At 58.3% G+C, this 25,221-nt stretch carries 23 protein-coding genes; 2 read left to right on the top strand and 21 right to left on the bottom strand.

Annotated elements, in window-relative coordinates:
- Positions 1-110: 110 nt before the first annotated feature.
- On the top strand, positions 111-740 hold the full coding sequence (locus ACYZTL_RS15795; protein WP_461952571.1) for a LysE family translocator: 630 nt from the start codon (positions 111-113) through the stop codon (positions 738-740).
- Here ACYZTL_RS15795 and ACYZTL_RS15790 read toward each other — a convergent pair whose 3' ends face one another.
- From ACYZTL_RS15790 to ACYZTL_RS15770, 5 genes are all read right to left on the bottom strand, one after another.
- Positions 741-2,864 carry a hypothetical protein gene (locus ACYZTL_RS15790; RefSeq protein WP_461952570.1) on the bottom strand — a complete coding sequence of 708 codons (2,124 nt, stop codon included), beginning with the start codon at positions 2,862-2,864 and terminating at the stop codon, positions 741-743.
- Positions 2,851-4,047, bottom strand: coding sequence for a DUF3142 domain-containing protein (locus ACYZTL_RS15785; protein WP_461952569.1), 1,197 nt, complete (start codon positions 4,045-4,047; stop codon positions 2,851-2,853). The genes ACYZTL_RS15790 and ACYZTL_RS15785 overlap by 14 nt, the downstream gene beginning before the upstream one ends.
- A 131-nt stretch (positions 4,048-4,178) precedes the next feature.
- Positions 4,179-6,209 carry a pyridoxamine 5'-phosphate oxidase family protein gene (locus ACYZTL_RS15780; protein WP_461952568.1) on the bottom strand — a complete coding sequence of 677 codons (2,031 nt, stop codon included), beginning with the start codon at positions 6,207-6,209 and terminating at the stop codon, positions 4,179-4,181.
- A gap of 63 nt (positions 6,210-6,272) precedes the next feature.
- On the bottom strand, positions 6,273-6,899 hold the full coding sequence (locus tag ACYZTL_RS15775; RefSeq protein WP_461952567.1) for a glutathione S-transferase family protein: 627 nt from the start codon (positions 6,897-6,899) through the stop codon (positions 6,273-6,275).
- Positions 6,900-7,029: 130 nt separating this feature from the next.
- Entirely contained in the window at positions 7,030-7,932 is a 903-nt protein-coding gene (locus tag ACYZTL_RS15770) for a LysR family transcriptional regulator (RefSeq protein ID WP_461952566.1), read from the bottom strand.
- Between the two features lie 109 nt (positions 7,933-8,041).
- Here ACYZTL_RS15770 and ppk2 point away from each other — a divergent pair, with 109 nt between their 5' ends.
- On the top strand, positions 8,042-8,863 hold the full coding sequence (gene ppk2 / locus ACYZTL_RS15765) for a polyphosphate kinase 2 (protein ID WP_461952565.1): 822 nt from the start codon (positions 8,042-8,044) through the stop codon (positions 8,861-8,863).
- Positions 8,864-8,932: 69 nt separating this feature from the next.
- Here ppk2 and glmS read toward each other — a convergent pair whose 3' ends face one another.
- The 16 genes from glmS to mnmG all read right to left on the bottom strand — a co-directional run bounded on the left by glmS (position 8,933) and on the right by mnmG (position 24,736).
- Positions 8,933-10,765 (bottom strand): glutamine--fructose-6-phosphate transaminase (isomerizing), encoded by a 1,833-nt coding sequence (gene glmS / locus ACYZTL_RS15760; RefSeq protein ID WP_461952564.1) that lies wholly within the window; start codon positions 10,763-10,765, stop codon positions 8,933-8,935.
- Between the two features lies 1 nt (position 10,766).
- Complete coding sequence (locus ACYZTL_RS15755) at positions 10,767-11,543, bottom strand: DeoR/GlpR family DNA-binding transcription regulator (RefSeq protein ID WP_461952563.1); 777 nt, start codon at positions 11,541-11,543, stop codon at positions 10,767-10,769.
- 213 nt (positions 11,544-11,756) lie between these two features.
- Positions 11,757-13,124 (bottom strand): bifunctional UDP-N-acetylglucosamine diphosphorylase/glucosamine-1-phosphate N-acetyltransferase GlmU, encoded by a 1,368-nt coding sequence (gene glmU / locus ACYZTL_RS15750; RefSeq protein WP_461952562.1) that lies wholly within the window; start codon positions 13,122-13,124, stop codon positions 11,757-11,759.
- Between the two features lie 116 nt (positions 13,125-13,240).
- Positions 13,241-13,666 carry a F0F1 ATP synthase subunit epsilon gene (locus tag ACYZTL_RS15745; RefSeq protein WP_461952561.1) on the bottom strand — a complete coding sequence of 142 codons (426 nt, stop codon included), beginning with the start codon at positions 13,664-13,666 and terminating at the stop codon, positions 13,241-13,243.
- A gap of 45 nt (positions 13,667-13,711) precedes the next feature.
- On the bottom strand, positions 13,712-15,091 hold the full coding sequence (gene atpD, locus ACYZTL_RS15740) for a F0F1 ATP synthase subunit beta (RefSeq protein WP_008027526.1): 1,380 nt from the start codon (positions 15,089-15,091) through the stop codon (positions 13,712-13,714).
- 27 nt (positions 15,092-15,118) lie between these two features.
- A complete protein-coding gene (atpG, locus tag ACYZTL_RS15735) occupies positions 15,119-15,979 on the bottom strand; it encodes a F0F1 ATP synthase subunit gamma (protein WP_008027528.1) in 861 nt (286 codons plus the stop codon).
- Positions 15,980-16,029: 50 nt separating this feature from the next.
- The gene (gene atpA / locus ACYZTL_RS15730; protein WP_008155713.1) at positions 16,030-17,574 is read right to left on the bottom strand and encodes a F0F1 ATP synthase subunit alpha; all 1,545 of its coding nucleotides are present in this window, start codon (positions 17,572-17,574) and stop codon (positions 16,030-16,032) included.
- Between the two features lie 21 nt (positions 17,575-17,595).
- Entirely contained in the window at positions 17,596-18,132 is a 537-nt protein-coding gene (locus ACYZTL_RS15725; RefSeq protein ID WP_461952560.1) for a F0F1 ATP synthase subunit delta, read from the bottom strand.
- Positions 18,133-18,144: 12 nt separating this feature from the next.
- Complete coding sequence (locus tag ACYZTL_RS15720; protein WP_008073637.1) at positions 18,145-18,615, bottom strand: F0F1 ATP synthase subunit B; 471 nt, start codon at positions 18,613-18,615, stop codon at positions 18,145-18,147.
- A 56-nt stretch (positions 18,616-18,671) separates the two neighbouring features.
- Entirely contained in the window at positions 18,672-18,929 is a 258-nt protein-coding gene (gene atpE, locus ACYZTL_RS15715) for a F0F1 ATP synthase subunit C (protein ID WP_002555987.1), read from the bottom strand.
- Between the two features lie 133 nt (positions 18,930-19,062).
- Positions 19,063-19,932 carry a F0F1 ATP synthase subunit A gene (gene atpB / locus ACYZTL_RS15710; RefSeq protein ID WP_461952559.1) on the bottom strand — a complete coding sequence of 290 codons (870 nt, stop codon included), beginning with the start codon at positions 19,930-19,932 and terminating at the stop codon, positions 19,063-19,065.
- A gap of 16 nt (positions 19,933-19,948) precedes the next feature.
- Positions 19,949-20,356, bottom strand: coding sequence for a F0F1 ATP synthase subunit I (locus ACYZTL_RS15705; RefSeq protein ID WP_008027539.1), 408 nt, complete (start codon positions 20,354-20,356; stop codon positions 19,949-19,951).
- Positions 20,357-20,504: 148 nt separating this feature from the next.
- Positions 20,505-21,377: a ParB/RepB/Spo0J family partition protein gene (locus ACYZTL_RS15700; RefSeq protein ID WP_461952558.1), complete on the bottom strand. Its 873-nt coding sequence runs from the start codon at positions 21,375-21,377 to the stop codon at positions 20,505-20,507.
- A gap of 9 nt (positions 21,378-21,386) precedes the next feature.
- Positions 21,387-22,184, bottom strand: a complete 798-nt coding sequence (locus ACYZTL_RS15695; protein ID WP_461952557.1) for a ParA family protein — start codon at positions 22,182-22,184, stop codon at positions 21,387-21,389.
- 18 nt (positions 22,185-22,202) lie between these two features.
- Positions 22,203-22,847, bottom strand: a complete 645-nt coding sequence (rsmG, locus tag ACYZTL_RS15690; protein WP_461952556.1) for a 16S rRNA (guanine(527)-N(7))-methyltransferase RsmG — start codon at positions 22,845-22,847, stop codon at positions 22,203-22,205.
- Positions 22,844-24,736 (bottom strand): tRNA uridine-5-carboxymethylaminomethyl(34) synthesis enzyme MnmG, encoded by a 1,893-nt coding sequence (gene mnmG / locus ACYZTL_RS15685; RefSeq protein WP_461952555.1) that lies wholly within the window; start codon positions 24,734-24,736, stop codon positions 22,844-22,846. Before mnmG ends, rsmG begins: the two co-directional genes overlap by 4 nt.
- Positions 24,737-25,221 lie beyond the last annotated feature (485 nt).

Below are 25,221 nucleotides of genomic sequence, written 5' to 3'. Positions count from 1 at the left end.
GTAACAGGTTATGCCAACCAAAGACTCTTTAGAAGCAAACTACGCAACCACCTGCCCCGCCCTTCAGCCCTAGACTGCCCCTACCGAATCGACAACGAATGGGGTGCATCGTGGCAGGACTCTGGCTGTTTTTCATGGCACTGGCGGTGGTTTACCTGTTGCCGGGCCCGGACATGATTCTGCTGTTACAGACCGGCGCACGTCAGGGTAAAGGAGTGGCACTGGCAACGGCGGTGGGATTGGGCATTGCCCGGGGTTGTCACGTGGCATTGGCGGCATTGGGGCTGGCGGCACTGTTCAAGGCTGCGCCATGGACCTTCGATGCGGTGCGGCTGGCAGGGGCCGCGTACCTGTTGTGGATCGGCATTCAGTGCCTGCGAACCACGATGCTGCCGAACTTGAACGGTACAGATGCAGCCTGTGGAAAACCCCGCTGGCGCGAAGCGATCCAGCGCGGATTGCTGACCAACTTGCTTAACCCCAAGGCGCTGCTGTTCTGCTCGGTGCTGTTGCCGCAGTTCATCGACCCGCACGCAGGGCCGGTGCTCGCACAATTCGCGACCCTGGGTGTGGTGCTGGTCAGTGTCGGTTTATTGTTCGACAGCGCCTACGCATTGGCCGGCGCCGCACTGGGCCGCTGGCTGCAACGCAGTCCTTCGGCCCAACGCTTTCAGCAATGGTTGTTTGGCAGCCTGTTGATCGGTTTTGCTGTGCGGCTGACCTTTGTTCAACAGGCCTGATTACGGGCGTGCCTTGCGCTTGTGACGATTAATCAGCAACAGCGCGAGCGCCGTAAACACCACGACACCGCCCATTTCCAGCCATTTTTTGTAAGGGCGCAGCGTCGCCCGGATCGGACTCAAAGCCTGGGTGACGTAACGTTTGTCTGCGTTCTGGAAGTCCGGATGAGGGCATCGCTCGCCAAAGAATAGTGCCCAATCCACGTAGGGGCCTTCTTTGACGTAGCGTTGATAGAAGGCACTTTTTTCTTCCTGATCGGTGTTCCACCCCGTCGCCGCACACAGGACCGCTGCAAAGGCCTGGCTGGTATGTGGCAGGTTATCAGCGGCGCGACTGGCTAATGCATTGGCGACATAACGGTAGTGGTAACGCTGATCGGGTTGAGCAGCACTGGCCTGCTGGCGCTTGACTTCCTCTTCAGCCACTAATGGACCGACCTTGAGTTCGGTGCTTTCGAGGCTGTAATTGCCTCCGAAAGTAGCGTAGTCCGGAGACATCTCGTAGCCCAACAACTCCATACCTTTTAAACGAGCCATCGTCGCGGCATTGAAGTAAGCGAAGGCACGTTTGCTCGGCCACCATTTCGATTCGGCGTCGTGACGCAACTCCCCGTACCACTTGGCTATCCCCTGCAATTCGGCACTGTCGAAATAGCCTGGCGCTTCGTCATAACGCTCTGCACGCAGCAGTCGCCGCCCGAGCAAATTGCGAAGTTTCGCCGCCACCGGCAACGGCACATAGTTATCGCGCTCCTGCTGAGTCAGCGGCGGCAGTGCCGGCACCTGAATGTCGACGTAATGCTTGAGTTCATCGACGGTCAGCACACGCTCGGCGACGGTCGCGGCATCGAGCCAGTAAATGTCGTTGCTGCGATAAAGCTGATCAAACGCTTGCAGATAATCCCCGCGTTGCAGGGCCAGAATTGCGCTTTCTCCTTCGACCCGGCATTTGGGCTGAAGCGTTTCGAAATCGTAGTCCGGCGTTCGCCGCTCACCCCAGGATTCATTCTGCGGAAAGGCCTGAGCCGCTTTGGCGTACGCCGTGGCGGCAGCAGCTTTATCGCCCTCGCGCACCGCCAGTTTCGCCCGCAGCCACCACGCCAGGCCACCGTCGCCAGCGTTTTCCAGGAACGCCTTGGCGCTGGCGTAGTCGCCCTGTTGATAATTCATCGCCGCCAGTCGATCGGCGTTATCCAGACTGCCGCGAGTGCTGGCTTGCAGCAATTTGATCAACTTTTGTTCGGTGGGTGGTTGATCACCAAATGACCAGCCCAACCGGCTGATCAAGGATGCCGTGACCAGTTGCTGCACCGGTTTGCCTTTTAGCAACGCGGCCAGTTGATCGTCAGGCAGCGCCGCCAGATCGGCCACCAACAGTTTCAGTGAGGTGTAACCCACCGCTGAACCGTGGAGGTTTTGCGTGGCATAGAGCTCAATGGCACGGTTCCAGTCACCCGCCGTGCGCGCCACTCGTGCTTCTTCGCCGAGGCTGGCGACGCCCAGTTCCAGCGGATCGCTGAAGCCGCCGATGCTTAGTTGCCGAGCCTGTTCGAAGGCCGTGCGCGCCTGCGCCAGCAGGTCGGGCGTCGCGTCCGCTTCGGCGCTCATGGCAAACAGCGCACGGCCCAGCGAGTACGCGGCCCAGGTGCTGCGCAACGCGCGCTGATCCGCGGGTAGCGCCAGCACTTTCTGGAAGTACTCGGCGGCCAATCCATGGTCACCCGCGTTGAACGCCACAGCACCTGCCAGATAGAGCCTGAGCTCGGTCGGCAGGCTCGCGCCCAGTGCTTCAACCTGATGAGCATCGGTCAAACTGCGCAGCTGTTTTACCTGCGCTTGCTGCTCCACGGTCAAACCAGCCTGCTCGGCCTTGTCCCGCTGCTCGGCATAGTCGGGCGCATCCATGCTGCTGTAGACGCCTTCGGTGACGTTCTTCAGACCCGCAATCGCATGCCCGAGGCGATTGATCTCGAACTGGAAGTTGCCGCCCGGCAGCTCCACCAGCGACTGGCCCCGGTTGTCGAGCAGGCGCATGGGGAATTCCGGCCCGCAGGCCACTGCCGAACCCAGCGGCAAACTGAGGCTAAGGCAGAGCAAATGGCGGGGCCAGTTACGGGTGAACATTCGAACCTCCTTGATCAATGTGTGTGCAGCGCGCCCAACCGATGGCGCGCTGCCCGCCGGCCGGAATCCGACCGTCGCGCAGGCGGGTGAAGGTAAGCAGATCCGGGCTCCGTTGCAACGCATAACCGGCGAGGGCATCGGCGCCTTCACAGCCCTGCACCGCAAGTGTCAGACGCTCGGGCCAGGCGTTATCGAGGTTGCCGTGATTGCTGATGCTGACGTCATAGAGGCCATCCTGGGCCGAGAGTTTCAGCGTCAGGCGACTGTCGAGGACGTCGCCGCGGGCTACGGCGCCCAAGGTCGTCAGGCTCCAGGCCCGGCGATCATTGGGCAATGGCAGGCGAAACCAGATCAGCCCGGCCAGATTAGCCGGTGGATCGTTGCGTAATTCGGTGGCAAGTGTGCGCAGTTGTTGCGGATCGGCCAGCAACTCCCGTCGCTCACCGCCACGTTCAAACGGCACCTCGCTTTCCACCAGCGGTGCACCGCTCGCCTGCGGCAACAACGCCACGCCATAGGCCGGTAGCGCCAGATAAAATGGTTTCGAAGTGATTCGGCTCCAGACCCTCGCCCATTTTCTGGCCTGATCCGGGTCAAATAAACCCCGACGCGGATCGCTCACCGCATGCACCTGCAACACGCTGCTATCGACTGTGGATAACAACGCCGGCAACTCGGGACTGTCGAGCCAGGCGGGTAATGCGGTAATACTCAGCGGCATGGACGTCGGCAGAACCGCGCGCAAATCCGTGAGGAATTTCCGATAGGCCGGTAGCCGAGCGCTGCCAGCGTCGTGGTCGATTTCCACACCGGCGAGGATCAGCCCCTGCCCTTGCCAATCGCTGAGCACCTGGCGGATCTGCGCGGTGATTTCATTCTGATCCAGCGACTTGAGCTGGCCATCGAGACGAATCACCGCGATCAACGGCCGGCCATCCTGTTTGAGCAGCGCCACATCGATTCGCGCCCGGCTCCAACCCGCCCGGGGGAAGGCCTGCAAGGCCAGCACCCGCAAAGTCGAAAAGTCCGCGTGGCTGTCTTTGAGTGCGGCTACGTGGGCCGGCGTCCATTGCCGTTGCCAGACGTAGAGTTGCTGATCGAGCGGTGGCGCGTCCTGTCGTTCGCAACCGGTCAGCAACGCCACCATCACCAGCAAGCCCGACAGGCGAGCGAGAAAAACCATAAAACTCCTAAGGCTGAATCTCATCTTGTAGGAGCGAGCTTGCTCGCTCCTACAGTGCATCACCTTCGCTTAACGGATCGGCATTAGGGCAAGACTCGCGCCTACACGCTGCTTCGCAGGCTCGTGAGATGCTACAGGTCGAGCACCAAAGGCTGCGAGCCCTGTGCCGGAATCGCACAACAAATCAGCACATGTCCGTCGTCCGGCACTTCCGCTGGGGGCTGTGGATAATTCACCTGGCCGCTGACCAAGCGAGTCTTGCAGGTCCCGCAGGAACCGCCACGGCAACTGAATTCCGGACGCAAGCCACGGCTTTCCGCCAACTCCAGCAAACTGCCGCCATCGGGTTGCCAGCGGGCTTCTTTGGCGGAGCGCTGGAACACCACCGGCACCGAGGTGGTTGCGGCGGGTGGTTGCTCGATGACCACCGCGTCGGGGTCCGGCTGGCGACGCAAGGTCGACGGGCCGAAAGTCTCGGCGTGAATCCTGCTGTCACGGATATCCAGTTCCCGAAGGCTGTCGTACAGCCCCTGAGTAAAACTGCCCGGGCCGCAGAGGACAAAGTCCAGCTGATCGTAGTCCTCCACTTCGAGGATGGTCTTGAGCAGCGCCGTGTCGATTCGTCCAGTCAGATCGAAATCTTCGCCCTCCAGCAACCCGGCTTCCGGCTGACTGAGCAGACGCAACACCCGCACCGCCTCACCCGCACTCTCGAGCAAGCGATCCAGTTCAGGACGAAACGGTTGATCGGCCAACGTGCGCGAACTCTGGAAAAACCATGTAGGCCGAATGTGCCGGGTGCGCAGGCCTTGATACACCACCTCCCGCACCATCGACAGCAGCGGCGTAATTCCGACCCCAGCTGCCAACAACACCAACGGCCGACGTTCATGGGTTGCCACCGTGAAGTGCCCTTGAGGCGCTCGGGCTTCCAGCAGATCACCGACACGAACCTGCTCATGCAGGTGCGAAGACACCAGCCCTTCACGCTTCACACTGATCCGGAAAAAATCATCGGACGGCGCGCTCGACAGGCTGTAAGTGCGGATATGCACCTCACCGTCAATGTTGAACCGCAGCGGCAAATGCTGCCCGGCCTGAAACACCGGCAACCCCGCGCCGTCGGCCGGTTCCAGATAGATCGAACGGATGTTGTGGCTTTCCGCTTCGATCCGCGCCACCCGCAGCGGCCGCCAACGATCACCCAGGGCCTGGGCTTGCAGACGGGCGCTGGCCTGCTCCCACGTGCCGGTCATGAAACTGTTGGGGGATACGCCGTCGAAGCGCCAACGCAAAGCCAACGCTGCGGGCCGACGCACCACATGCTCCACCTCGAATGTCCACAGACGCTCGGCGCCTTGAAAAGCTTCGACCTGAGGGCCTTCAAGGATAATGTCGGTGCGCCCGCTGAGGTGCAGCAGGTCGCCCGAATTGAAATCAATAAACAGCAAACCCGCACGAGGATTGATCAGCAGGTTGCCCAGGGTATTGAAGAACAGGTTGCCGGCGAAGTCGGGGATGGTCAGACGATTACCTTCCACCTGTACGAAACCGGACTGGCCGCCACGGTGCGAAACGTCCACTGAGCGCTGGCCATCGACATCCACATAACTGGCGACAAAGAAGGTGTCGGCGCTGGCGATAATGGCTTTGGCCGCGTCATCCAGGCCATTCAGGTGTTGCGCGATGCGCGTCGCCGGATCCACCAGCGGCACCGAGCGAAACTGCCGCAATTGAATGTATTGCGGGCAGTTGCCGAAGGACTGTTCGACCGTTACATCAAAGCCCTTCCCCGTCACTGCGCCGACACGACCATTGAGACGATTGCGCCGCCGTGTGTGCAGCTCAATCCCCAGCAACCCGATCGCCGCACCATCGGTCAATTGCGCAGGATCATCCGCCCCCGGCAGGCTGCTGAACCGCAACGCACCCGGCTCGGGCGAGTGAGCGAAGCCCGGTGGCCCTTCAAGAATGCTGGCCCACGGGTTGCCGTCGGCGTCTACCGCACCGAACAGCATGAACGGCAGCTGCTCATAGAATGTGCGGTGCTGGTCCGGCATCTCGGTGCGAACCACCCTACGACCCAACGTCTCCATTCGCTCGGCAACACCGACGTGTGCCTGCAACTGTTTCTCGCCAGCGTGCCAAGGTGAACGGTCCATAACGGCTTCTCCCCTGCGCGACAGGCGCAGTGCGGACGGCCCGACAATGTCGGACCGAAAACATCAGGCAGTTTTTTGCAGGCCGGCGACGGTACGCGGCATACCGACAAAACCGGGCAAGGCTTCGATACGCGCCAACCAGGCTCGCACGTTGGCGTAGTCCTCGAGCGACACATTGCCTTCGGGCGCATGAGCGATGTAGCTGTACGCCGCAACGTCGGCAATGGTGGGTTCGCTGCCGGTCAGATAAGCCGAATCAGCCAGCTCGTGATCGATCAGTTTTAGCCAGGCATGGGCGTAAGCGATCGTCTCATCAGCGTTGTAAGGTGCGCCAAACACCGTGATCAGCCTTGCTCTGCCCGGACCAAAGGCAATCGGCCCGGCCGCCACCGATAACCAGCGCTGAACCTTGGCCGCGCCGACCGGATCGGCTGGCAACCAGCGGCCGTTGCCGTACTTTTGCGCCAGATAAACCAGAATCGCATTGGAATCAGCCAGCACCACGCCTTGATCGTCGATGGCGGGAACCTGCCCGAACGGGTTAATCGCCAGGTACTCCGGCTGTTTGTGCTCGCCTTTGGCCAGATCGACAAAGATCAGCTCGGTCGGCAGTTGCAGCAGGGACAGCATCAGTTCCACACGGTGAGCATGGCCGGAACGCGGGAAGTTGTAGAGTTTGATCGCTTGCATGGTCGACTCCGCTGAGTGGTGGCGCCGTTCAGGACAGATCAGCACCGATGGCCGCTATCTTCCACCCGCAACCAAAACAACAGAATAACCAGCAAACGCAATCCATTATTTCAGCCTGCGCAATAAACCGTCAGCCCTGCAAGGCCGGGTGTTCCCGCAGCGCTTTCACCGTGAAGTCCACAAAGCTGCGAATCCGTGTCGGGGCATTGCGTCCGCCCTGATACACCACATGGATGGGCAATGGCGGCAGTTCGAAGTCGGCGAGTACGATGTCCAGCTCTCCGGACGCGACTTTGCTGGCGACCTGATAAGACAAGACGCGGGTGAATCCCAGCCCGAGGCACGCGGCGGTAATGGCTGCCTGATTCGCCGTCACCACCAGGCGCGGTTCCGGTCGTACATTCAGCGGCTCTCCGCCTTCAAGGAAGGGCCAGCTTCTCAGCTGACCGATAGAAGATGTCGCGATCACGGGGGCCTTGGCCAGGTCCTGAGGATGTCGAGGTCGACCATTAGCCGTCAGAAAATCCGGAGAAGCACAAATCACCCGCCGCACTTCACCGACACGGATCGCGTGCTGATTACTGTCGGGCAACTCACCGATGCGCACCGCCACATCAATCCCCTCCTCGACCATGCTCACCACTCGATCGACCAGCAACCCATTGATACAGACTTCAGGAAACTGCGTCAGATAACTCACCATCACCGGCGTGACAAACAACTCGCCAAACAACACCGGCGCCGTGATCGTCAGTTGCCCACGAGGCTCTGCGTGACTGCCCGCCGCCGAATCCTCCGCTTCCTGCACCTCGGCGAGAATTCTCCGACAGTCTTCAAGATACCGCTGACCCGCTTCGCTCAAATGCACGCTGCGGGTGGTGCGCGTCAGCAGCAACGTGCCAATGCGTTTTTCCAACGCGGCTACTGCACGGGTGACACTGGCTGCCGACAGACCCAAACGCCGCGCCGCCGCCGAGAAGCCTTGTTCCTGGGCGACGGCGGCGAAGACCTGCATTTCCTGGAATCGGTCCACTGGGCACGTCCTCAATTCAGATAAAAATCGTGACCGTCAGGCTGCGAGTTCAATATGGCGTCCAAAACGACCTAGTCTGACATGACCGGGAATTAGTGAGGCCTTGGTCATGAAAAAGGACAAGAAGCAGGTCCAAAAGCAGCAAATGGCTGACAGCTCGAAAATGAATAACAAAGACTACCTGAAAGCGCTACGCGAACTGCACGTCGAAACCGTCAAGTTGCAGGAGTGGGTGCGGCACAAGGGCATCAAGGTTTGCATTGTTTTCGAGGGCCGCGACGGGGCCGGAAAGGGCGGGACAATCAAGGCGCTGACCGAACGGGTGAGTCCGCGTATTTTTCGGGTGATCGCGTTGACCGCGCCTACCGATCGCGAGAAAAGCCAGATGTATGTGCAGCGCTACCTGCCACACCTGCCTGCGGCTGGCGAAGTGGTGATCTTCGATCGCAGTTGGTACAACCGTGCGGGCGTTGAACGCGTGATGGGGTTCTGCACCCAGGAACAGGTGGAGCGCTTCCTGAAGACAATCCCTCTCGTGGAACGCGCGATCGTCGATTCGGGCGTCATCCTGATCAAGTATTGGCTGGAAGTCAGTCAGGAGGAGCAGACACGACGGCTTCAGGCTCGCATCAAGGATGGACGTAAAATCTGGAAGCTGACCGGTATGGACCTCAAGTCATACAGCCGCTGGTATGACTATTCCCGCGCACGTGACGATATGTTCAAGATGACCGACACCGACCATGCACCGTGGTTTGTGGCCAACTCGAATGACAAGCGACGGGCTCGCCTGAACATCATCACCGACCTGCTCAGTCGCATTCCCTATGAAGATGTTCCGAGGGATGCCGTGAAGTTACCCAAACGCCAGAAGCCCGGCGGCTATCGAGAACCGGATTATCCACTGCGGTTGATTGCGGAAAAGTTCTGAGCTGAATGTAAAAGGGGCAAGGTCCTGTCAATGCCAGCGACCTCGCCCCTCGATTCAGCTGTGGATAACTTATTCCACAGTGACTGACTTCGCCAGATTACGCGGCTGGTCAACGTCAGTGCCTTTCAACACCGCGACGTAGTAAGACAGCAACTGCAATGGAATGGTGTAGAGGATCGGCGACAGAATGTCGTGGATGTGCGGCATGTGCACAACATGAGTGCCTTCGCCGTTGGTCATACCGGCCTGCTCGTCAGCGAAGACGATCAGTTGGCCGCCACGGGCGCGGACTTCCTGGAGGTTGGACTTCAACTTCTCCAGCAGCTCGTTGTTTGGCGCCACCGTCACCACGGGCATGTCGTTATCCACAAGCGCCAACGGGCCGTGTTTCAGCTCGCCGGCCGGGTAGGCTTCGGCGTGGATGTAGGAGATTTCCTTGAGCTTGAGTGCCCCTTCCATCGCCACCGGGAACTGCGCGCCACGACCGAGGAACAGCGTGTGGTTCTTCTCGGCGAACAGTTCGGCGATTTTCTCCACGGTGCTGTCCATGGCCAAGGCTTCACCCAGACGGGTTGGCAGGCGACGCAGTTCTTCAACAAGAGTGGCTTCAACGCCTTTGGCCAATGTACCGCGAACCTGACCCAGGGACAGGGTCAGCAACAGCAGACCAACCAACTGAGTGGTGAAGGCTTTGGTGGAGGCCACGCCGATTTCGCGACCGGCCTGAGTCAGCAACGTCAGGTCGGATTCACGCACCAGCGAGCTGATGCCGACGTTGCAGATGGCCAGGCTGGCGAGGAAGCCCAGTTCCTTGGCATTGCGCAACGCAGCCAGCGTGTCGGCGGTTTCGCCGGACTGGGAAATGGTCACGAACAGGGTATCAGGCTGCACCACCACTTTGCGGTAGCGGAATTCGCTGGCGACTTCTACCTGGCACGGAATGCCGGCCAGCTCCTCCAGCCAGTAACGGGCAACCATGCCGGCGTGATAGCTGGTGCCGCAAGCGACGATCTGTACGTTACGCACTTTGGCGAACAGCTCGGCGGCCTGTGGACCAAAAGCCTGCACCAGCACACCGTTCGGGCTCAGGCGACCTTCGAGGGTGCGCTGCACAACGGCCGGTTGTTCGTGGATTTCCTTGAGCATGAAGTGGCGGAATTCGCCTTTGTCAGCCGCTTCGGCGCCATCACGATACTGCACGGTTTCACGTGTGACGGCATTGCCGCTGATGTCCCAGATCTGCACGCTATCACGACGAATTTCGGCGATATCGCCTTCTTCCAGGTACATGAAGCGGTCAGTGACCTGGCGCAGGGCTAACTGGTCGGAAGCGAGGAAGTTTTCCCCCAGACCCAGACCGATCACCAATGGGCTGCCACTGCGGGCAGCGACCAGGCGATCTGGTTGATCGGCGCTGATCACGGCCAGACCGTAGGCACCATGCAGCTCTTTAACGGTGGCCTTGAGGGCTACGGTCAAATCGTGCAGATCCTTGAGTTTGTGGTTCAGCAGGTGGGCAATGACTTCGGTGTCGGTGTCCGAGGTGAACACGTAGCCCAGCGCTTTGAGTTGTTCGCGCAGGGCTTCGTGGTTCTCGATGATGCCGTTGTGCACCACCGCCAGATCACCGGAGAAATGCGGGTGCGCATTACGCTCGCACGGCGCACCGTGTGTGGCCCAGCGAGTGTGAGCGATACCGAGGCGACCGATCAGCGGCTCGGCTACAAGTGCCTGTTCCAGCTCGCTGACTTTGCCTGGGCGACGCATGCGCTCAAGCTTTGCGTCATTGGTGAAGACCGCCACACCGGCGCTGTCATAGCCACGGTATTCCAGGCGTTTGAGGCCTTCGAGCAGGATGGCGGTGATGTTACGTTCTGCGACTGCGCCGACAATTCCACACATGCTATTTCTCCTGACTGACAGCCGCGCAAATCAAAGTGATATCGCGGGCCTGAATCTGATCACGTGCTTCTTGCGGCAGGCGATCATCGGTAATAAGGGTATGGACACTGCTCCAGGGCAGTTCCAGGTTGGGAATCTTGCGGCCGATCTTGTCGGATTCCACCATCACGATCACTTCGCGAGCGACATCCGCCATGACGCGGCTGAGTCCCAACAATTCATTGAAGGTGGTGGTACCGCGCACCAGGTCGATGCCATCGGCACCGATGAACAACTGGTCGAAATCGTACGAGCGTAGAACCTGCTCGGCGACCTGCCCCTGAAAGGATTCGGAATGCGGATCCCAGGTGCCGCCCGTCATCAACAGCACCGGTTCGTGCTCGAGTTCGCTCAGGGCGTTGGCGACGTGCAGGGAATTGGTCATCACCACCAGACCCGGTTGTTGACCCAGTTCGGGGATCATCGCAGCGGTGGTACTGCCGCTGTCGATGATGATCCTTGCGTGCTCGCGGATTCGCATAACGGCAGCGCGGGCGATGGCCTGCTTATATTTGGAGACTGGCTGACCGATGTCAGCCACCAATTCCTGAGGCATGGTGATCGCACCGCCATAACGGCGCAGCAACAAGCCATTACTTTCGAGTGCCGCCAGATCCTTGCGAATCGTAACTTCCGAAGTTTCGAAGCTTTTGGCCAGCTCATCCACACTGACTTCGCCCTGCTCATTGAGCAAGGCGAGGATATTGTGGCGGCGTTGAGGCGTATTGCGTTTCGACATGGCTTGGTAAGTTTCGATTCGAAAGATAACGTAAGCAATCAAAACCTATTGTCGAAACTTCGTCAAGTGGCACGCGACAAAAAGAGCTGTGGATAACCTGTAGGAGCGAGCTTGCTCGCGATGGACGTTAACGATAACGCTGGAAGGCAGACAACCCGCGGCGTTCTCAAGTTCATCGCGAGCAAGCTCGCTCCTACAAGGGCTGTGGGTAACTTAAGTCTTTTTGATCTTCACTGGCCGCTTCCAACCGTTGATGTTCTTCTGACGTGCACGGCCGACCGCCAACTGCGCGTGATCCACATTCTGGGTAATGGTCGATCCGGCGGCGGTGGTTGCACCGCTAGAGATATCCACAGGCGCCACCAACGAGTTGTTGGAACCGATGAACACATCTTCACCCAATACGGTTTTCCATTTGTTGACGCCGTCATAGTTGCAGGTAATGGTGCCCGCCCCGATGTTGGTGCGCGCGCCGATCTCGGCATCGCCCAGGTAGGTCAGGTGACCGGCCTTGGCACCTTCGCCCATATGCGCGTTTTTCAGCTCGACAAAGTTACCCACATGGGCGCGAGCCTCCAGCACTGTGCCGGGACGCAGACGGGCGAACGGCCCGGCATCGCTGCCTTCGCCGAGAATTGCACCTTCGATGTGGCTGTTCGCCTTGATCACCACGCCTTTACGCAGGGTGCTGTCCTTGATCACGCAGTTCGGGCCGATCACCACGTCGTCTTCGATGACGACTTTGCCTTCGAGGATCACGTTGATGTCGATCAGCACATCGCGGCCGACGGTGACTTCACCGCGCACATCGAAACGTGCCGGGTCGCGCAAGGTCACGCCTTGAGCCATCAAACGACGGCCCGCGCGCAGTTGATAGTGACGCTCGAGTTCGGAGAGCTGCTTGCGATCGTTGGCGCCCTGCACTTCCATCGCATCGTGAGGCTGCTCGGTCGCCACCACCAGACCATCGCTGACCGCCATGGCAATTATGTCGGTCAGGTAGTACTCGCCTTGGGCGTTGTTGTTGGAGAGACGACTCATCCAGCCACCCAACTGCGCGAAAGGCAGCGCCAGGATGCCGGTATTGCCTTCGGTGATCGCGCGCTCGGCTTCGCTGGCGTCTTTCTGCTCGACGATCGCCGTGACCTTGCCGGCAGCATCGCGGACGATGCGGCCATAGCCGGTCGGGTCGTCCAGTTCGACGGTCAGCAAGCCCAGTTGTTGCGGCGCAACCTGCTTGAGCAGGCGCTGAAGGGTCTCGACTTCGATCAACGGCACGTCACCGTAGAGAATCAAAACGATGTCGGACTCAATGAATGGCACTGCTTGAGCAACCGCGTGTCCAGTACCCAGTTGTTTGTCCTGCAGGACGAAATTCAGATCATCCGCCGCCAGTCGCTCACGTACGGCGTCGGCACCATGACCAATCACCACGTGGATGCGCTGTGGATTAAGTTGCCGCGCGCTGTGGATAACATGGCCAAGCATCGAGTTGCCGGCAATCGGATGCAGAACTTTCGGCAGTGCCGAACGCATGCGAGTACCTTGACCAGCAGCGAGGATAACGATTTCAAGAGACATGACTGGCTACCAATCCTGGGTGGTCGGCGGCTGCGACCAAGTGGTGAAAATCGGAAAAGAAAAAAGGGTAGCCGAGGCCACCCTTTTTAATCAATCGCGCAACATGTGACGGCCTGTTAGTGGCCGAACTTCTTGCGGATCTGTTGGACGGTGCGCAGCTGAGCTGCAGCCTCGGCCAGACGTGCGGCAGCAGCACCGTAGTCAAACTCCCCGCCTCTGTCGTGCAGAGCCTTCTCGGCAGCCTTGACGGCTTCCTGAGCGGAGGCTTCGTCCAGGTCGGCAGCCCGCTGCACGGTGTCGGCAAGAACCTTGACCATGTTCGGCTGAACCTCGAGGAAACCACCGGAGATGTAATACACCTCCTCTTCCCCGCCCTGCTTGATCAGGCGGATCGGGCCCGGCTTGAGATTAGTGATCAGCGGCGCGTGACCCAGGGCGATACCAAGATCACCCAGTGCACCGTGCGCAACCACCATCTCGACCAGGCCGGAAAAGATTTCTCCTTCCGCACTGACGATGTCGCAATGGACTGTCATAGCCATCTGATTGCCTCAACCTAAATTAGCGCCCGTTGCCGGGCGCCGGGATTACAGTTTCTTGGCTTTCTCGATCGCTTCTTCGATGCCGCCGACCATGTAGAACGCTTGTTCTGGCAGGTGGTCGTAGTCACCGTTGAGGATGCCTTTGAAGCCAGCAATGGTATCTTTCAGGGAAACGTATTTACCCGAAGCACCGGTGAAGACTTCAGCCACGAAGAACGGCTGCGACAAGAAACGCTGGATCTTACGAGCACGGTTTACCAACTGCTTGTCGGCTTCCGACAGCTCGTCCATACCCAGGATCGCAATGATGTCCTTCAGTTCTTTGTAACGCTGCAGAACGTACTGTACACCGCGAGCGGTATCGTAGTGGTCCTGGCCGATCACGTTCGGGTCCAGCTGGCGCGAAGTCGAGTCGAGTGGATCGACCGCCGGGTAGATACCCAGGGAAGCGATGTCACGGGACAGAACGACGGTGGCGTCCAAGTGGGCGAAGGTGGTCGCTGGCGACGGGTCAGTCAAGTCATCCGCAGGTACGTATACCGCTTGGATCGAGGTGATCGAACCGTTTTTGGTCGAAGTGATACGCTCTTGCAGAGTACCCATCTCTTCGGCCAGGGTCGGCTGGTAACCTACTGCGGAAGGCATACGGCCCAGCAGTGCGGATACTTCAGTACCGGCCAGGGTGTAACGATAGATGTTGTCGACGAACAGCAGAACGTCGTTACCTTCGTCACGGAACTTCTCGGCCATGGTCAGGCCGGTCAGTGCTACGCGCAGACGGTTACCCGGCGGCTCGTTCATCTGACCGTAAACCAGTGCCACTTTGTCCAGAACGTTGGAATCCTTCATCTCGTGGTAGAAGTCGTTACCCTCACGAGTACGCTCACCCACACCGGCGAACACGGAATAACCGCTGTGCTCGATGGCGATGTTACGGATCAGTTCCATCATGTTTACGGTTTTGCCTACACCGGCACCACCGAACAGACCGACTTTACCACCCTTGGCGAACGGGCAAACCAGGTCGATAACCTTGATGCCGGTTTCCAGCAAGTCGTTGCCGCCCGCTTGTTCAGCGAAGGTTGGCGCAGGACGGTGAATGCCCCAGCGCTCTTCGGTGGCGATCGGGCCAGCTTCGTCGATCGGGTTGCCCAGTACGTCCATGATCCGGCCCAGAGTCGCTTTACCGACCGGTACGGAGATGGCTGCGCCAGAGTCGGTGACTTCCAGACCGCGCTTCAAGCCCTCGGTGGAACCCATCGCAATGGTACGAACCACGCCGTCGCCCAGCTGCTGCTGAACTTCGAGAGTGGTGCCTGCATCGCTTTTTACACTCAAAGCGTTGTAGATGCTCGGTACGCTGTCGCGTGGGAATTCCACGTCGATAACGGCGCCGATGATTTGAACGATACGTCCGCTACTCATAGCTGGATCCTCTGAATATTTGAACCGTTAAACCGCGGCAGCGCCGCCGACGATTTCCGAGATCTCTTGGGTGATCGCAGCCTGACGCGCCTTGTTGTAGACCAGCTGCAAATCGCTGATCAAATCACCGGCGTTGTCGGTAGCGTTCTTCATCGCGATCATCCGCGCAGCTTGTTCAGCCGCGTTGTTCTCGACCACCGCCTGGTAGACCTGCGACTCCACGTAACGGACCATCAAGCCGTCAAGCAGCTCTTTGGCGTCCGGTTCGTACAGATAATCCCAGTGGTGCTTGAGTCCTTGATCCGGGGTTGCCACCAGTGGAATCAACTGCTCCACGGTAGGCGTTTGCGTCATGGTGTTGATGAACTTGTTGGACACCACGGACAGGCGGTCAATACGGCCGTCCAGGTAGGCATCCAGCATCACCTTGACGCTGCCGATCAGGTCATTGATCGACGGCTCTTCACCCAGGTGGCTGATAGCTGCTACGACGTTACCGCCGAAGTTGCGGAAGAAAGCCGCACCCTTGCTACCAACAACACACAGATCAATCTCGACGCCGTTTTCGCGGTTTACCGCCATGTCCTTGACCAGGGCCTTGAACAGGTTGGTGTTCAAGCCACCACACAGACCACGGTCACTGCTCACCACGACATAACCAACGCGCTTTACTTCACGGTCGATCATGAATGGGTGGCGATATTCCGGGTTAGCGTTGGCCAAATGGCCAATAACCTGGCGGATGCGCTCCGCGTAAGGACGGCTAGCAGCCATGCGCATTTGTGCCTTGCGCATTTTACTGACCGCCACTTTTTCCATGGCGCTGGTAATCTTTTGCGTGCTTTTGATGCTCGCAATCTTACTGCGAATCTCTTTTGCGCCTGCCATGTAACACCTATCAGGTTAGCAAGCGGGAGCCTTGCGGCCCCCGCTGCGGCTTACCAGGTTTGGGTGGCCTTGAACTTCTCGATACCGGCTTTCATGCCAGCGTCGATTTCGTCATTGAAGTCACCCTTCACGTTGATCTTCGCCATCAAATCGGCGTGATCGCGGTTGAAGAAAGCAATCAGCGCTTGTTCGAAGCTGCCGATCTTGGCGATTTCAACGTCAGTCAGGAACCCACGCTCAGCGGCATACAGCGACAGCGCCATGTCAGCGATCGACATTGGTGCGTATTGCTTCTGCTTCATCAGCTCGGTAACGCGCTGACCATGCTCAAGTTGCTTACGGGTCGCTTCGTCCAGGTCAGAAGCGAACTGGGCGAATGCCGCCAGTTCACGGTACTGAGCCAGAGCGGTACGGATACCACCGGAGAGCTTCTTGATGATCTTGGTCTGAGCGGCACCACCCACACGGGATACCGAAACACCGGCGTTCACAGCAGGACGGATCCCGGAGTTGAACATGGCCGATTCCAGGAAGATCTGACCGTCGGTGATGGAAATCACGTTGGTCGGAACGAACGCGGAAACGTCGCCAGCCTGGGTTTCGATGATCGGCAGTGCGGTCAGGGAACCGGTTTTGCCGGTCACTGCGCCGTTGGTGAACTTCTCTACGTATTCTTCCGAAACGCGGGATGCGCGCTCCAGCAGACGGGAGTGGAGATAGAACACGTCGCCTGGGTACGCTTCACGGCCTGGTGGACGGCGCAGCAGCAGGGAAATCTGGCGGTAAGCCACTGCTTGCTTGGACAGATCGTCATAAACGATCAGCGCGTCTTCACCGCGGTCGCGGAAGAATTCACCCATGGTGCAACCGGAGTACGGTGCCAGGAATTGCAGTGCTGCAGATTCCGAAGCGCTCGCTGCCACGACGATGGTGTTAGCCAGTGCGCCGTTTTCTTCCAGCTTGCGAACTACGTTGGCGATGGTCGATTGTTTCTGACCGATCGCGACGTAGACGCAGAAAATGCCGCTGTTCTTCTGGTTGATGATCGCGTCGATCGCCAGAGCGGTTTTACCGATCTGACGGTCACCGATGATCAGCTCACGCTGGCCACGGCCGACAGGGATCATGGCATCGACAGCCTTGTAGCCAGTCTGTACAGGCTGGTCTACCGACTTACGCCAGATCACGCCTGGAGCAACTTTCTCGACCGCATCGGTCTCGGTGTTGTTCAGTGGACCTTTGCCATCAACCGGGTTGCCCAGTGCGTCGACTACGCGACCCAGCAGTTCCTTACCAACCGGAACTTCGAGGATGCGGCCGGTGCACTTGGCGCTCATGCCTTCAGCCAGAGACTGGTAGGAGCCCAAAACTACGGCACCTACGGAGTCTTGCTCCAGGTTGAGAGCCATACCGAAGACGCCGCCCGGAAACTCGATCATCTCGCCGTACATAACGTCGGCCAGACCGTGAATCCGCACGATACCGTCAGATACGCTGACGACAGTGCCTTCGTTACGGGCTTGGGAGGTCACATCGAGCTTGTCGATGCGGCCCTTGATAATTTCACTTATTTCGGAAGGATTGAGTTGCTGCATTGCTCTGCTGCCCCTTCAAACTCAAGATTTCAATGCTTCGGCAAGGCTCGCGAGTTTGCCGCGAACCGAGCCATCGATAACCAGGTCGCCGGCGCGGATGACAATGCCCCCAATAAGGGATTTGTCTTCCTCGACTTGCAGGCGCACTTCCCGGTTGAGTCGTGCACTGAGAACCTTGGCGAGTTTGTCTTGCTGTTCTTGGTTCAATGCAAAAGCACTGGTTACTTCAACGTCTACCGACTTCTCTTGTTCGGCCTTGTACAGGTCGAACAGAGCGGATATCTCCGGCAAAAGCGGGAGACGGTCGTTTTCGGCAACGACGTTAATGAAGTTCTGTGCCTTGGCATCAAACTTGTCGCCGCACACGTCAATAAACGTGGCGGCCTTGTCTGCGCTCGTCAGTCGCGGGGCCTTGAGCACGCGCTGCATGGTGTCGTCTTTCGACACTGCTGCAGCCAGGCCGAGCATGGCTGACCAAGAGGCCAGTTGCTGGTGGGCCTGGGCGTGCTCGAAGGCTGCCTTAGCGTAAGGTCGGGCCAACGTGGTCAATTCTGCCATGATCGCCCTCGCTTAAATTTCAGCAGCCAGTTTGTTTACCAGCTCCGCGTGCGCGTTTTGATCGATTGTGGCACCCAGGATCTTCTCGGCGCCGCCAACGGCCAGAGCACCCAGTTGGGCACGCAGCGCGTCTTTGACACTGTTCAGTTCCTGCTCGATCTCGGCCTGAGCCTGAACCTTCACACGGTCAGCGTCGAGACGGGCTTTTTCAACAGCCTCGTCAACGATCTGGTTACCGCGTTTCTTGGCTTGCTCAATGATTTCAGCTGCCTGAGCTTTCGCTTCGCGCAGTTGCTGACCCACTTTCTCATGGGCCAACTCCAGGTCGCGAGCTGCTCGGCTGGCAGCGTCCAGTCCATCCGCGATCTTCTTCTGACGTTCGTGCAAAGCCGCGATGACCGGAGGCCACACGAACTTCATGCAAAACAGTACAAAAATGAAGAACGCAACGGACTGGCCAATCAGGGTTGCATTAATGTTCACGCCAACACCTCGCTCGTTCGTTGCACATCAAACCAATCACTCGAAGGTTCGAGTGATTAGCCAGCGAGTTGACCAACGAATGGGTTCGCAAAGGTGAAGAACAGAGCGATACCAACACCGATCATGGTTACGGCGTCGAGCAGACCGGCAACGATGAACATTTTAACTTGCAGCATTGGAACCATTTCTGGCTGACGCGCTGCGCCTTCCAGGAACTTGCCGCCCAACAGGCCGAAACCAATTGCGGTACCCAGTGCGCCCAGGCCGATCAACAGTGCAACAGCGATAGCGGTTAGACCAACTACAGTTTCCATCTTTCCTCCCGACTTTTACGTCGTATGGTTTAGGTTTTTTAGATTTTAAAGCGGTAAAACAAATCGTTTCATAGCCCTGTTCGGGCACCCACCCGTTTGACCGAGTGGGACATCAGACCAGTCGAGACTGGTCTTAATGGTTCTCTTCGTGCGCCATCGACAAGTAAACGATGGTCAGCATCATGAAGATAAACGCCTGCAGGGTGATGATCAGGATGTGGAACACTGCCCACGCCCACTGCAGAACTACGCCCAGGCCGCTAAGCCAGAGCAGACCGCTGCCAAACATCACAGCAATCAGAATGAAGACCAGCTCGCCGGCGTACATGTTGCCGAACAGACGCAGTGCCAGGGAGATTGGCTTGGCCACCAGCGTCACGAACTCCAGCAGGAAGTTCACCGGAATCAGCACTGCTTGAACGAAGATGTTCTTGCTGCCGAACGGGTGCAGGGTCAGTTCGCCGATGAAGCCGCCGATGCCCTTGACCTTGATGCTGTAGAAAATGATCAACGCGAACACCGACAGGGACATGCCCAGGGTCGCGTTCGGGTCAGTGGTCGGAACGGCGCGGAAGACCAGATGCGGGTCGCCGGAAATGATGGCAGCCAGCTTCGGAATCCAGTCAACCGGTACCAGGTCGACGGCGTTCATCAGGAACACCCAGACAAAAATCGTCAGGGCCAATGGCGCGATCAATGGATTACGGCCGTGAAAGGTATCTTTCACGCTGGTGTCGACGAACTCGATCAGAACCTCGACGAAGTTCTGCAGGCCGCCAGGTTGACCGGAAGTCGCCTTTTTTGCCGCCATGCGGAAAAGAAGAACGAAGATCAGACCCAAAGCGACCGACCAGCCGAGGGTATCGACGTGGAAAGCCCAGAAGCCCATTTCTTTGGCTTCTGCTGCGGTGTGGGCAAAGCCCCATCCGCCGGTTGGGTGCTGACCGAAGGTCAGGTTCTGCAAGTGGTGCTGGATATAGCCCGAAGCGGTTGTTTCTGCCATGGTTGCCTCAAACGCCCTAAGGTCTCGAAAGTCTTGTTCTCATCAGCAGGGGCGCGAACCAGCTGACCAGTTGGGTCAACACGAAGACGCCGAATACAGCTAGCGGCGCCAATGGCTTCACACCTGCAAACGTCAATGCAAAGAGCACTGCCGTCAAAATCAATTTGCCCGCCTCGCCGGCATAAAAAGACCGGACGATGGCTTGAGCTGCTCGGGCGCCGGAAAACCGAAATGCCCTGTGAGCGAAATAAACATTGGGCAGCAAGGCTATCAGGCCTCCGCAGAGTCCTGAGTACCCGGCAACGACTCCATGCCATTGCCAGAGCGCCAAAGCGGCGATCAGCAAAACGACAAACTGAGCCATCAACACCGGAAAAACTGCCAGGCGATGGAACGGCAAGCGGTTTGGCGTGCGGGTTTCCATCACTATTGCTCTCCAATGGTCGGCTGCCAGAATTCAATAACTTGGCATAATTTGTGCCGACAAAATGCGCGCAGAGTATAGGGGCGGTTCTGCCCCTATTCAACTGTCGGGTAGTGATTTCCGACTGCACGCTACATGAGGAAATGTTTCAGCGAATGTGTGCAAGCACACCCTGAAGCTCATCGAGGGAGTTGTAACCGATCACCAACTGCCCCTTCCCCTTCTTTCCGTGTCGGATCTGCACCGCAGAGCCTAGGCGCTCGGCCAGGCGCTGCTCGAGTCGGGCGATATCCGGGTCCGGTTTTGCCGGTTCGGCAGGTTCCTGTTTGCCACTCAACCACTGGCGAACCAGTGCCTCAGTCTGGCGCACAGTCAGCCCCCGTGCGACAACATGTCGCGCCCCTTCAACCTGTTGATTCTCCGGCAAACCAAGCAATGCACGCGCATGACCCATTTCCAGGTCACCGTGGGACAGCATGGTTTTGATAACTTCCGGCAACGCGATCAAGCGTAGCAGGTTGGCCACGGTCACGCGGGACTTGCCCACCGCTTCGGCCACTTGTTGCTGAGTCAGCTGGAATTCCTGCTGCAAACGCTGCAGGGCTACCGCTTCTTCGATCGGATTGAGGTCTTCGCGCTGGATGTTCTCGATCAGCGCCATGGCGATGGCGGTTTCATCCGGCACATCGCGAACCATCGCCGGGATGGTTTCCTGGCCAGCCTGCTGGCTGGCGCGCCAGCGGCGTTCGCCGGCAATGATTTCGAAGCGGCCACTGCCGATCGGACGGACCACGATCGGCTGCATCACGCCCTGTGCCTTGATCGACTGCGCCAGTTCTTCCAGCGCTTGCGGGTCCATGTCCCGACGCGGTTGATACTTGCCGCGCTGGATCAGGTCCAGGGGCAAATGCTGCAGCTCACGCTGATCGGCTTGTACCGCCTGCTCTTCCAGCGAGCTGACAGTCGGACCGCTCAGCAGTGCATCCAGTCCACGTCCGAGACCTCGTTTCTTGACGGCCATGGGGATTCCTTAATTTGCCTGAGCTGCGGCGGTGCGTGAGTTTTTGCGCTGACGGCGAACCATCTCGCCCGCCAATGCCAGATAGGCAATGGCGCCCCGTGATGTTTTGTCGTACGCCAGCGCCGGCATGCCATAGCTTGGCGCTTCGGCCAGGCGGATGTTGCGCGGAATGACGGTGTCGTAGAGCTGCTCGCCGAAGTGTTCTTTCAACTGCGCCGACACGTCGTTCATCAGGCTCAGACGCGGGTCGTACATCGTGCGCAACAAACCTTCGACTTTCAGGTTCGGGTTCAGCAGTTCAGCGATGCGCTTGATGTTATCCACAAGGTCGCTCAAGCCTTCGAGCGCAAAGTACTCGCACTGCATGGGGATAATGACCCCGTCAGCCGCAACCAGAGCGTTCAGTGTCAGCATCGACAGCGACGGCGGGCAGTCGATCAAAATGTAATCGTAGTTTTCACGGATCGGCGCCAACGCGCTGCGCAAGCGGCTTTCCTTCATCTGCATTTCCAGCAGAACCACTTCGGCCGCGGTCAGGTCACGGTTGGCCGGCAACAGCTGGTAACCACCGTGCTCGGAGTAGTGCATGGCCTGGGCCAGGTCGCACTCGCCGATCAGCAAGTCGTAGACCGAATTTTCCAGGCCGTGTTTATCCACACCGCTACCCATGGTGGCGTTGCCCTGTGGATCGAGATCGATCAACAGCACCCGACGCTTGGTAGCGACCAGGGAAGCTGCGAGGTTGATGCAGGTGGTGGTTTTACCCACACCACCTTTCTGGTTCGCTATCGCGAATACCTTAGCCATTCTTGCTTGTGTTCCCAATCATGCCGTGCGGCGCAGTATCAGCAGATGGCGTTGGCCTTGGCAACCAGGTACGGCCAGGGCGTGTTCGCTATCGAGGTGGAAGTCTGCCGGCAATGCTACCAGCTCATCGGCCGGATGAACGCCCTTCATTGCCAGCCAACGTGTATCGGCGTCGCCGAGGTGGCGCGTCCAGTTGCTGAAGTTCTCCATGCTGCTGAACGCCCGGGAAATGATCCCGTTGAACGGCTGTGCAGGCTGGAAGGCTTCGACGCGGCTGTGGATAACTTGCAGGTTATCCAGTTTTAGTTCGAGTTTGACCTGGGTCAGGAAGCGGGTTTTCTTGCCGTTGCTGTCCAGGCAGGTCACTTGGGATTCTGGAAACAGGATGGCCAACGGAATGCCCGGCATGCCACCGCCGCTGCCAACGTCGAGCCAGCGACCGTTTTCGATGAACGACATCACGCTCAAACTATCGAGCAGGTGGCGCGAGACCATTTCGTCCGGATCGCGCACGGCGGTCAGGTTGTAGGCCTTGTTCCATTTGATCAACAGGGCCAGATAGCCCAGCAGCTGCGCGTGCTGGGTTTCGGTCAGTGTGATACCGAGCTGGCGAGCACCTGTGGATAACTCTTCAGCGTGTTGCGAGGTGACCAACGAACTCAAGCGCTTTGCTCCAACTGACGGCCCGCGCCGCGTTTTTTCAAATGAATCATCAACAGCGAAATCGCTGCCGGGGTAACGCCCGGGATACGTGACGCCTGGCCCAGGGTCTCTGGACGGGTCGCACCGAGCTTGCTCTGGATCTCTTTGGAGAGACCGGAAATGTTTGTGTAATCGATATCCACAGGCAGTTTTGTGTCTTCACTGGCCCGCAGACGCGCGATTTCATCTTGTTGGCGATCAATGTAACCGGCGTATTTGGTCTTGATTTCGACCTGCTCGGCGACTTGTGGATCTTCTGCGCCCCCACCGGTCACGGCGATCAGACCAGCGTAGTCGATTTCCGGACGGCTCAGCAGGTTGAGCAAGTTGTATTCGTGAGTCAGCGGCGTACCAAACTTCTCGGAAATCGCATCGCCCTGCTCGGTGCCCGGGCGAACCCACGTACTTTTCAGGCGTTGTTCTTCCAGATCGATGCTTTCGCGTTTGGTGCAGAAAGCCGCCCAGCGCGCGTCATCGACCAGACCCAATTCACGACCTTTTTCGGTCAGACGCAGGTCGGCGTTGTCTTCGCGCAGGATCAAACGGTATTCGGCGCGGGATGTGAACATCCGATACGGTTCCTGAGTACCCAACGTAATCAGGTCATCGACCAACACGCCGATGTACGCCTCGTCGCGACGCGGGCACCAGGCGTCTTTGCCCTGAGCACGCAGTGCGGCGTTGGCCCCGGCCAGCAAACCTTGGGCGCCGGCCTCTTCATAACCGGTAGTGCCGTTGATTTGTCCGGCGAAAAACAGACCGCCAATCACTTTGGTTTCCAGGCTGTACTTCAGGTCGCGCGGATCGAAATAGTCGTACTCGATGGCGTAGCCCGGACGAACGATGTGCGCGTTTTCCATACCGCGGATCGATTGCACGATCTGCAATTGCACGTCGAACGGCAACGATGTGGATATCCCGTTCGGGTACAGCTCGTGAGTGGTCAAACCTTCCGGCTCGATAAAGACCTGATGGCTTTCCTTGTCGGCAAAGCGGTGGATCTTGTCTTCGATCGACGGGCAATAACGCGGGCCGATACCTTCGATCACACCGGAATACATCGGCGAACGATCAAGGTTGGAGGCAATGATTTCGTGGGTGCGGGCGTTGGTGTGGGTGATCCAGCAACTGACCTGTTTCGGATGCTGCTCTTTGGAGCCCATGAACGACATCACCGGGATCGGCGTATCACCGGCTTGCTCGGTCATTACCGAGAAATCCACGGATCGACCGTCGATGCGCGGCGGCGTACCGGTTTTCAAGCGACCAACACGCAGTGGCAATTCACGCAGTCGGTGCGCAAGGGCGATCGACGGCGGATCACCGGCGCGACCACCGGAATAATTCTGCATCCCGATGTGGATAAGTCCACCGAGGAACGTGCCAGTGGTCAACACCACGGAATCCGCGAAGAAACGCAGACCCATTTGGGTGACAACACCGCGCACTTGTTCCTGCTCGACAATCAGGTCATCAGCGGCGTGTTGAAATATCCACAGGTTCGGTTGGTTTTCCAGTGCTTCGCGGACAGCGGCCTTGTACAGAACCCGGTCTGCCTGAGCGCGAGTCGCACGCACGGCCGGGCCTTTGCGGCTGTTCAGAACACGAAACTGGATACCACCTTTATCGGTCGCCATGGCCATCGCGCCGCCGAGGGCATCGATTTCTTTCACCAGATGGCTTTTGCCGATCCCGCCAATGGCAGGGTTGCAACTCATGGCACCGAGGGTTTCCACGTTATGCGTCAGCAGCAGGGTTTTTGCACCCATGCGTGCTGAGGCCAGTGCTGCCTCGGTACCGGCATGACCGCCGCCGATGACGATCACTTCAAAACGGGAAGGGAAATCCACCACGCACCTCGTGCCTGCTTCAGTTAGGTAATCAGGAATAGTTTGAGCTCAGGTTTTTGGACCTGGGCGGCAAGTATAGGGACTTCGCCCTTCCTAAAGAACCCTTTGCACAAAATTTAACCAGCTGTGGAGAAGTCGGGGTTATAGAAATTAAAAAGAGAGAAATTTATTAAATCTTTGTTTTTATGTTTATTTCTACTGAGGCGCCTTTCTGTGGATAGATCTCTACAGACCTTTATATTCAATGTGTACAGAGATTCAAAACCCTGTGGTCATGTGCTAATGAGGCCCTTGGATAACCGGTCTAAGCCTGTGGATGAAAGGGGTTGTTATCCACAGAGGTGGTTATCTTCAGTTTTGAGGCCCTGTTATCAACTGCCCTTAGTGGCAGTTATTCACAGGGCTTAATCCACAGAAAAGTGCTGAACGAGCAAATTCCGCACGCGGAAAATCCGCTCAAGCAGAAAGAATGTGCTCGGCACTGG

Source organism: Pseudomonas sp. LB3P81 (genome assembly GCF_054897965.1).
This window is presented reverse-complemented; position numbering and strand designations above follow the sequence as displayed.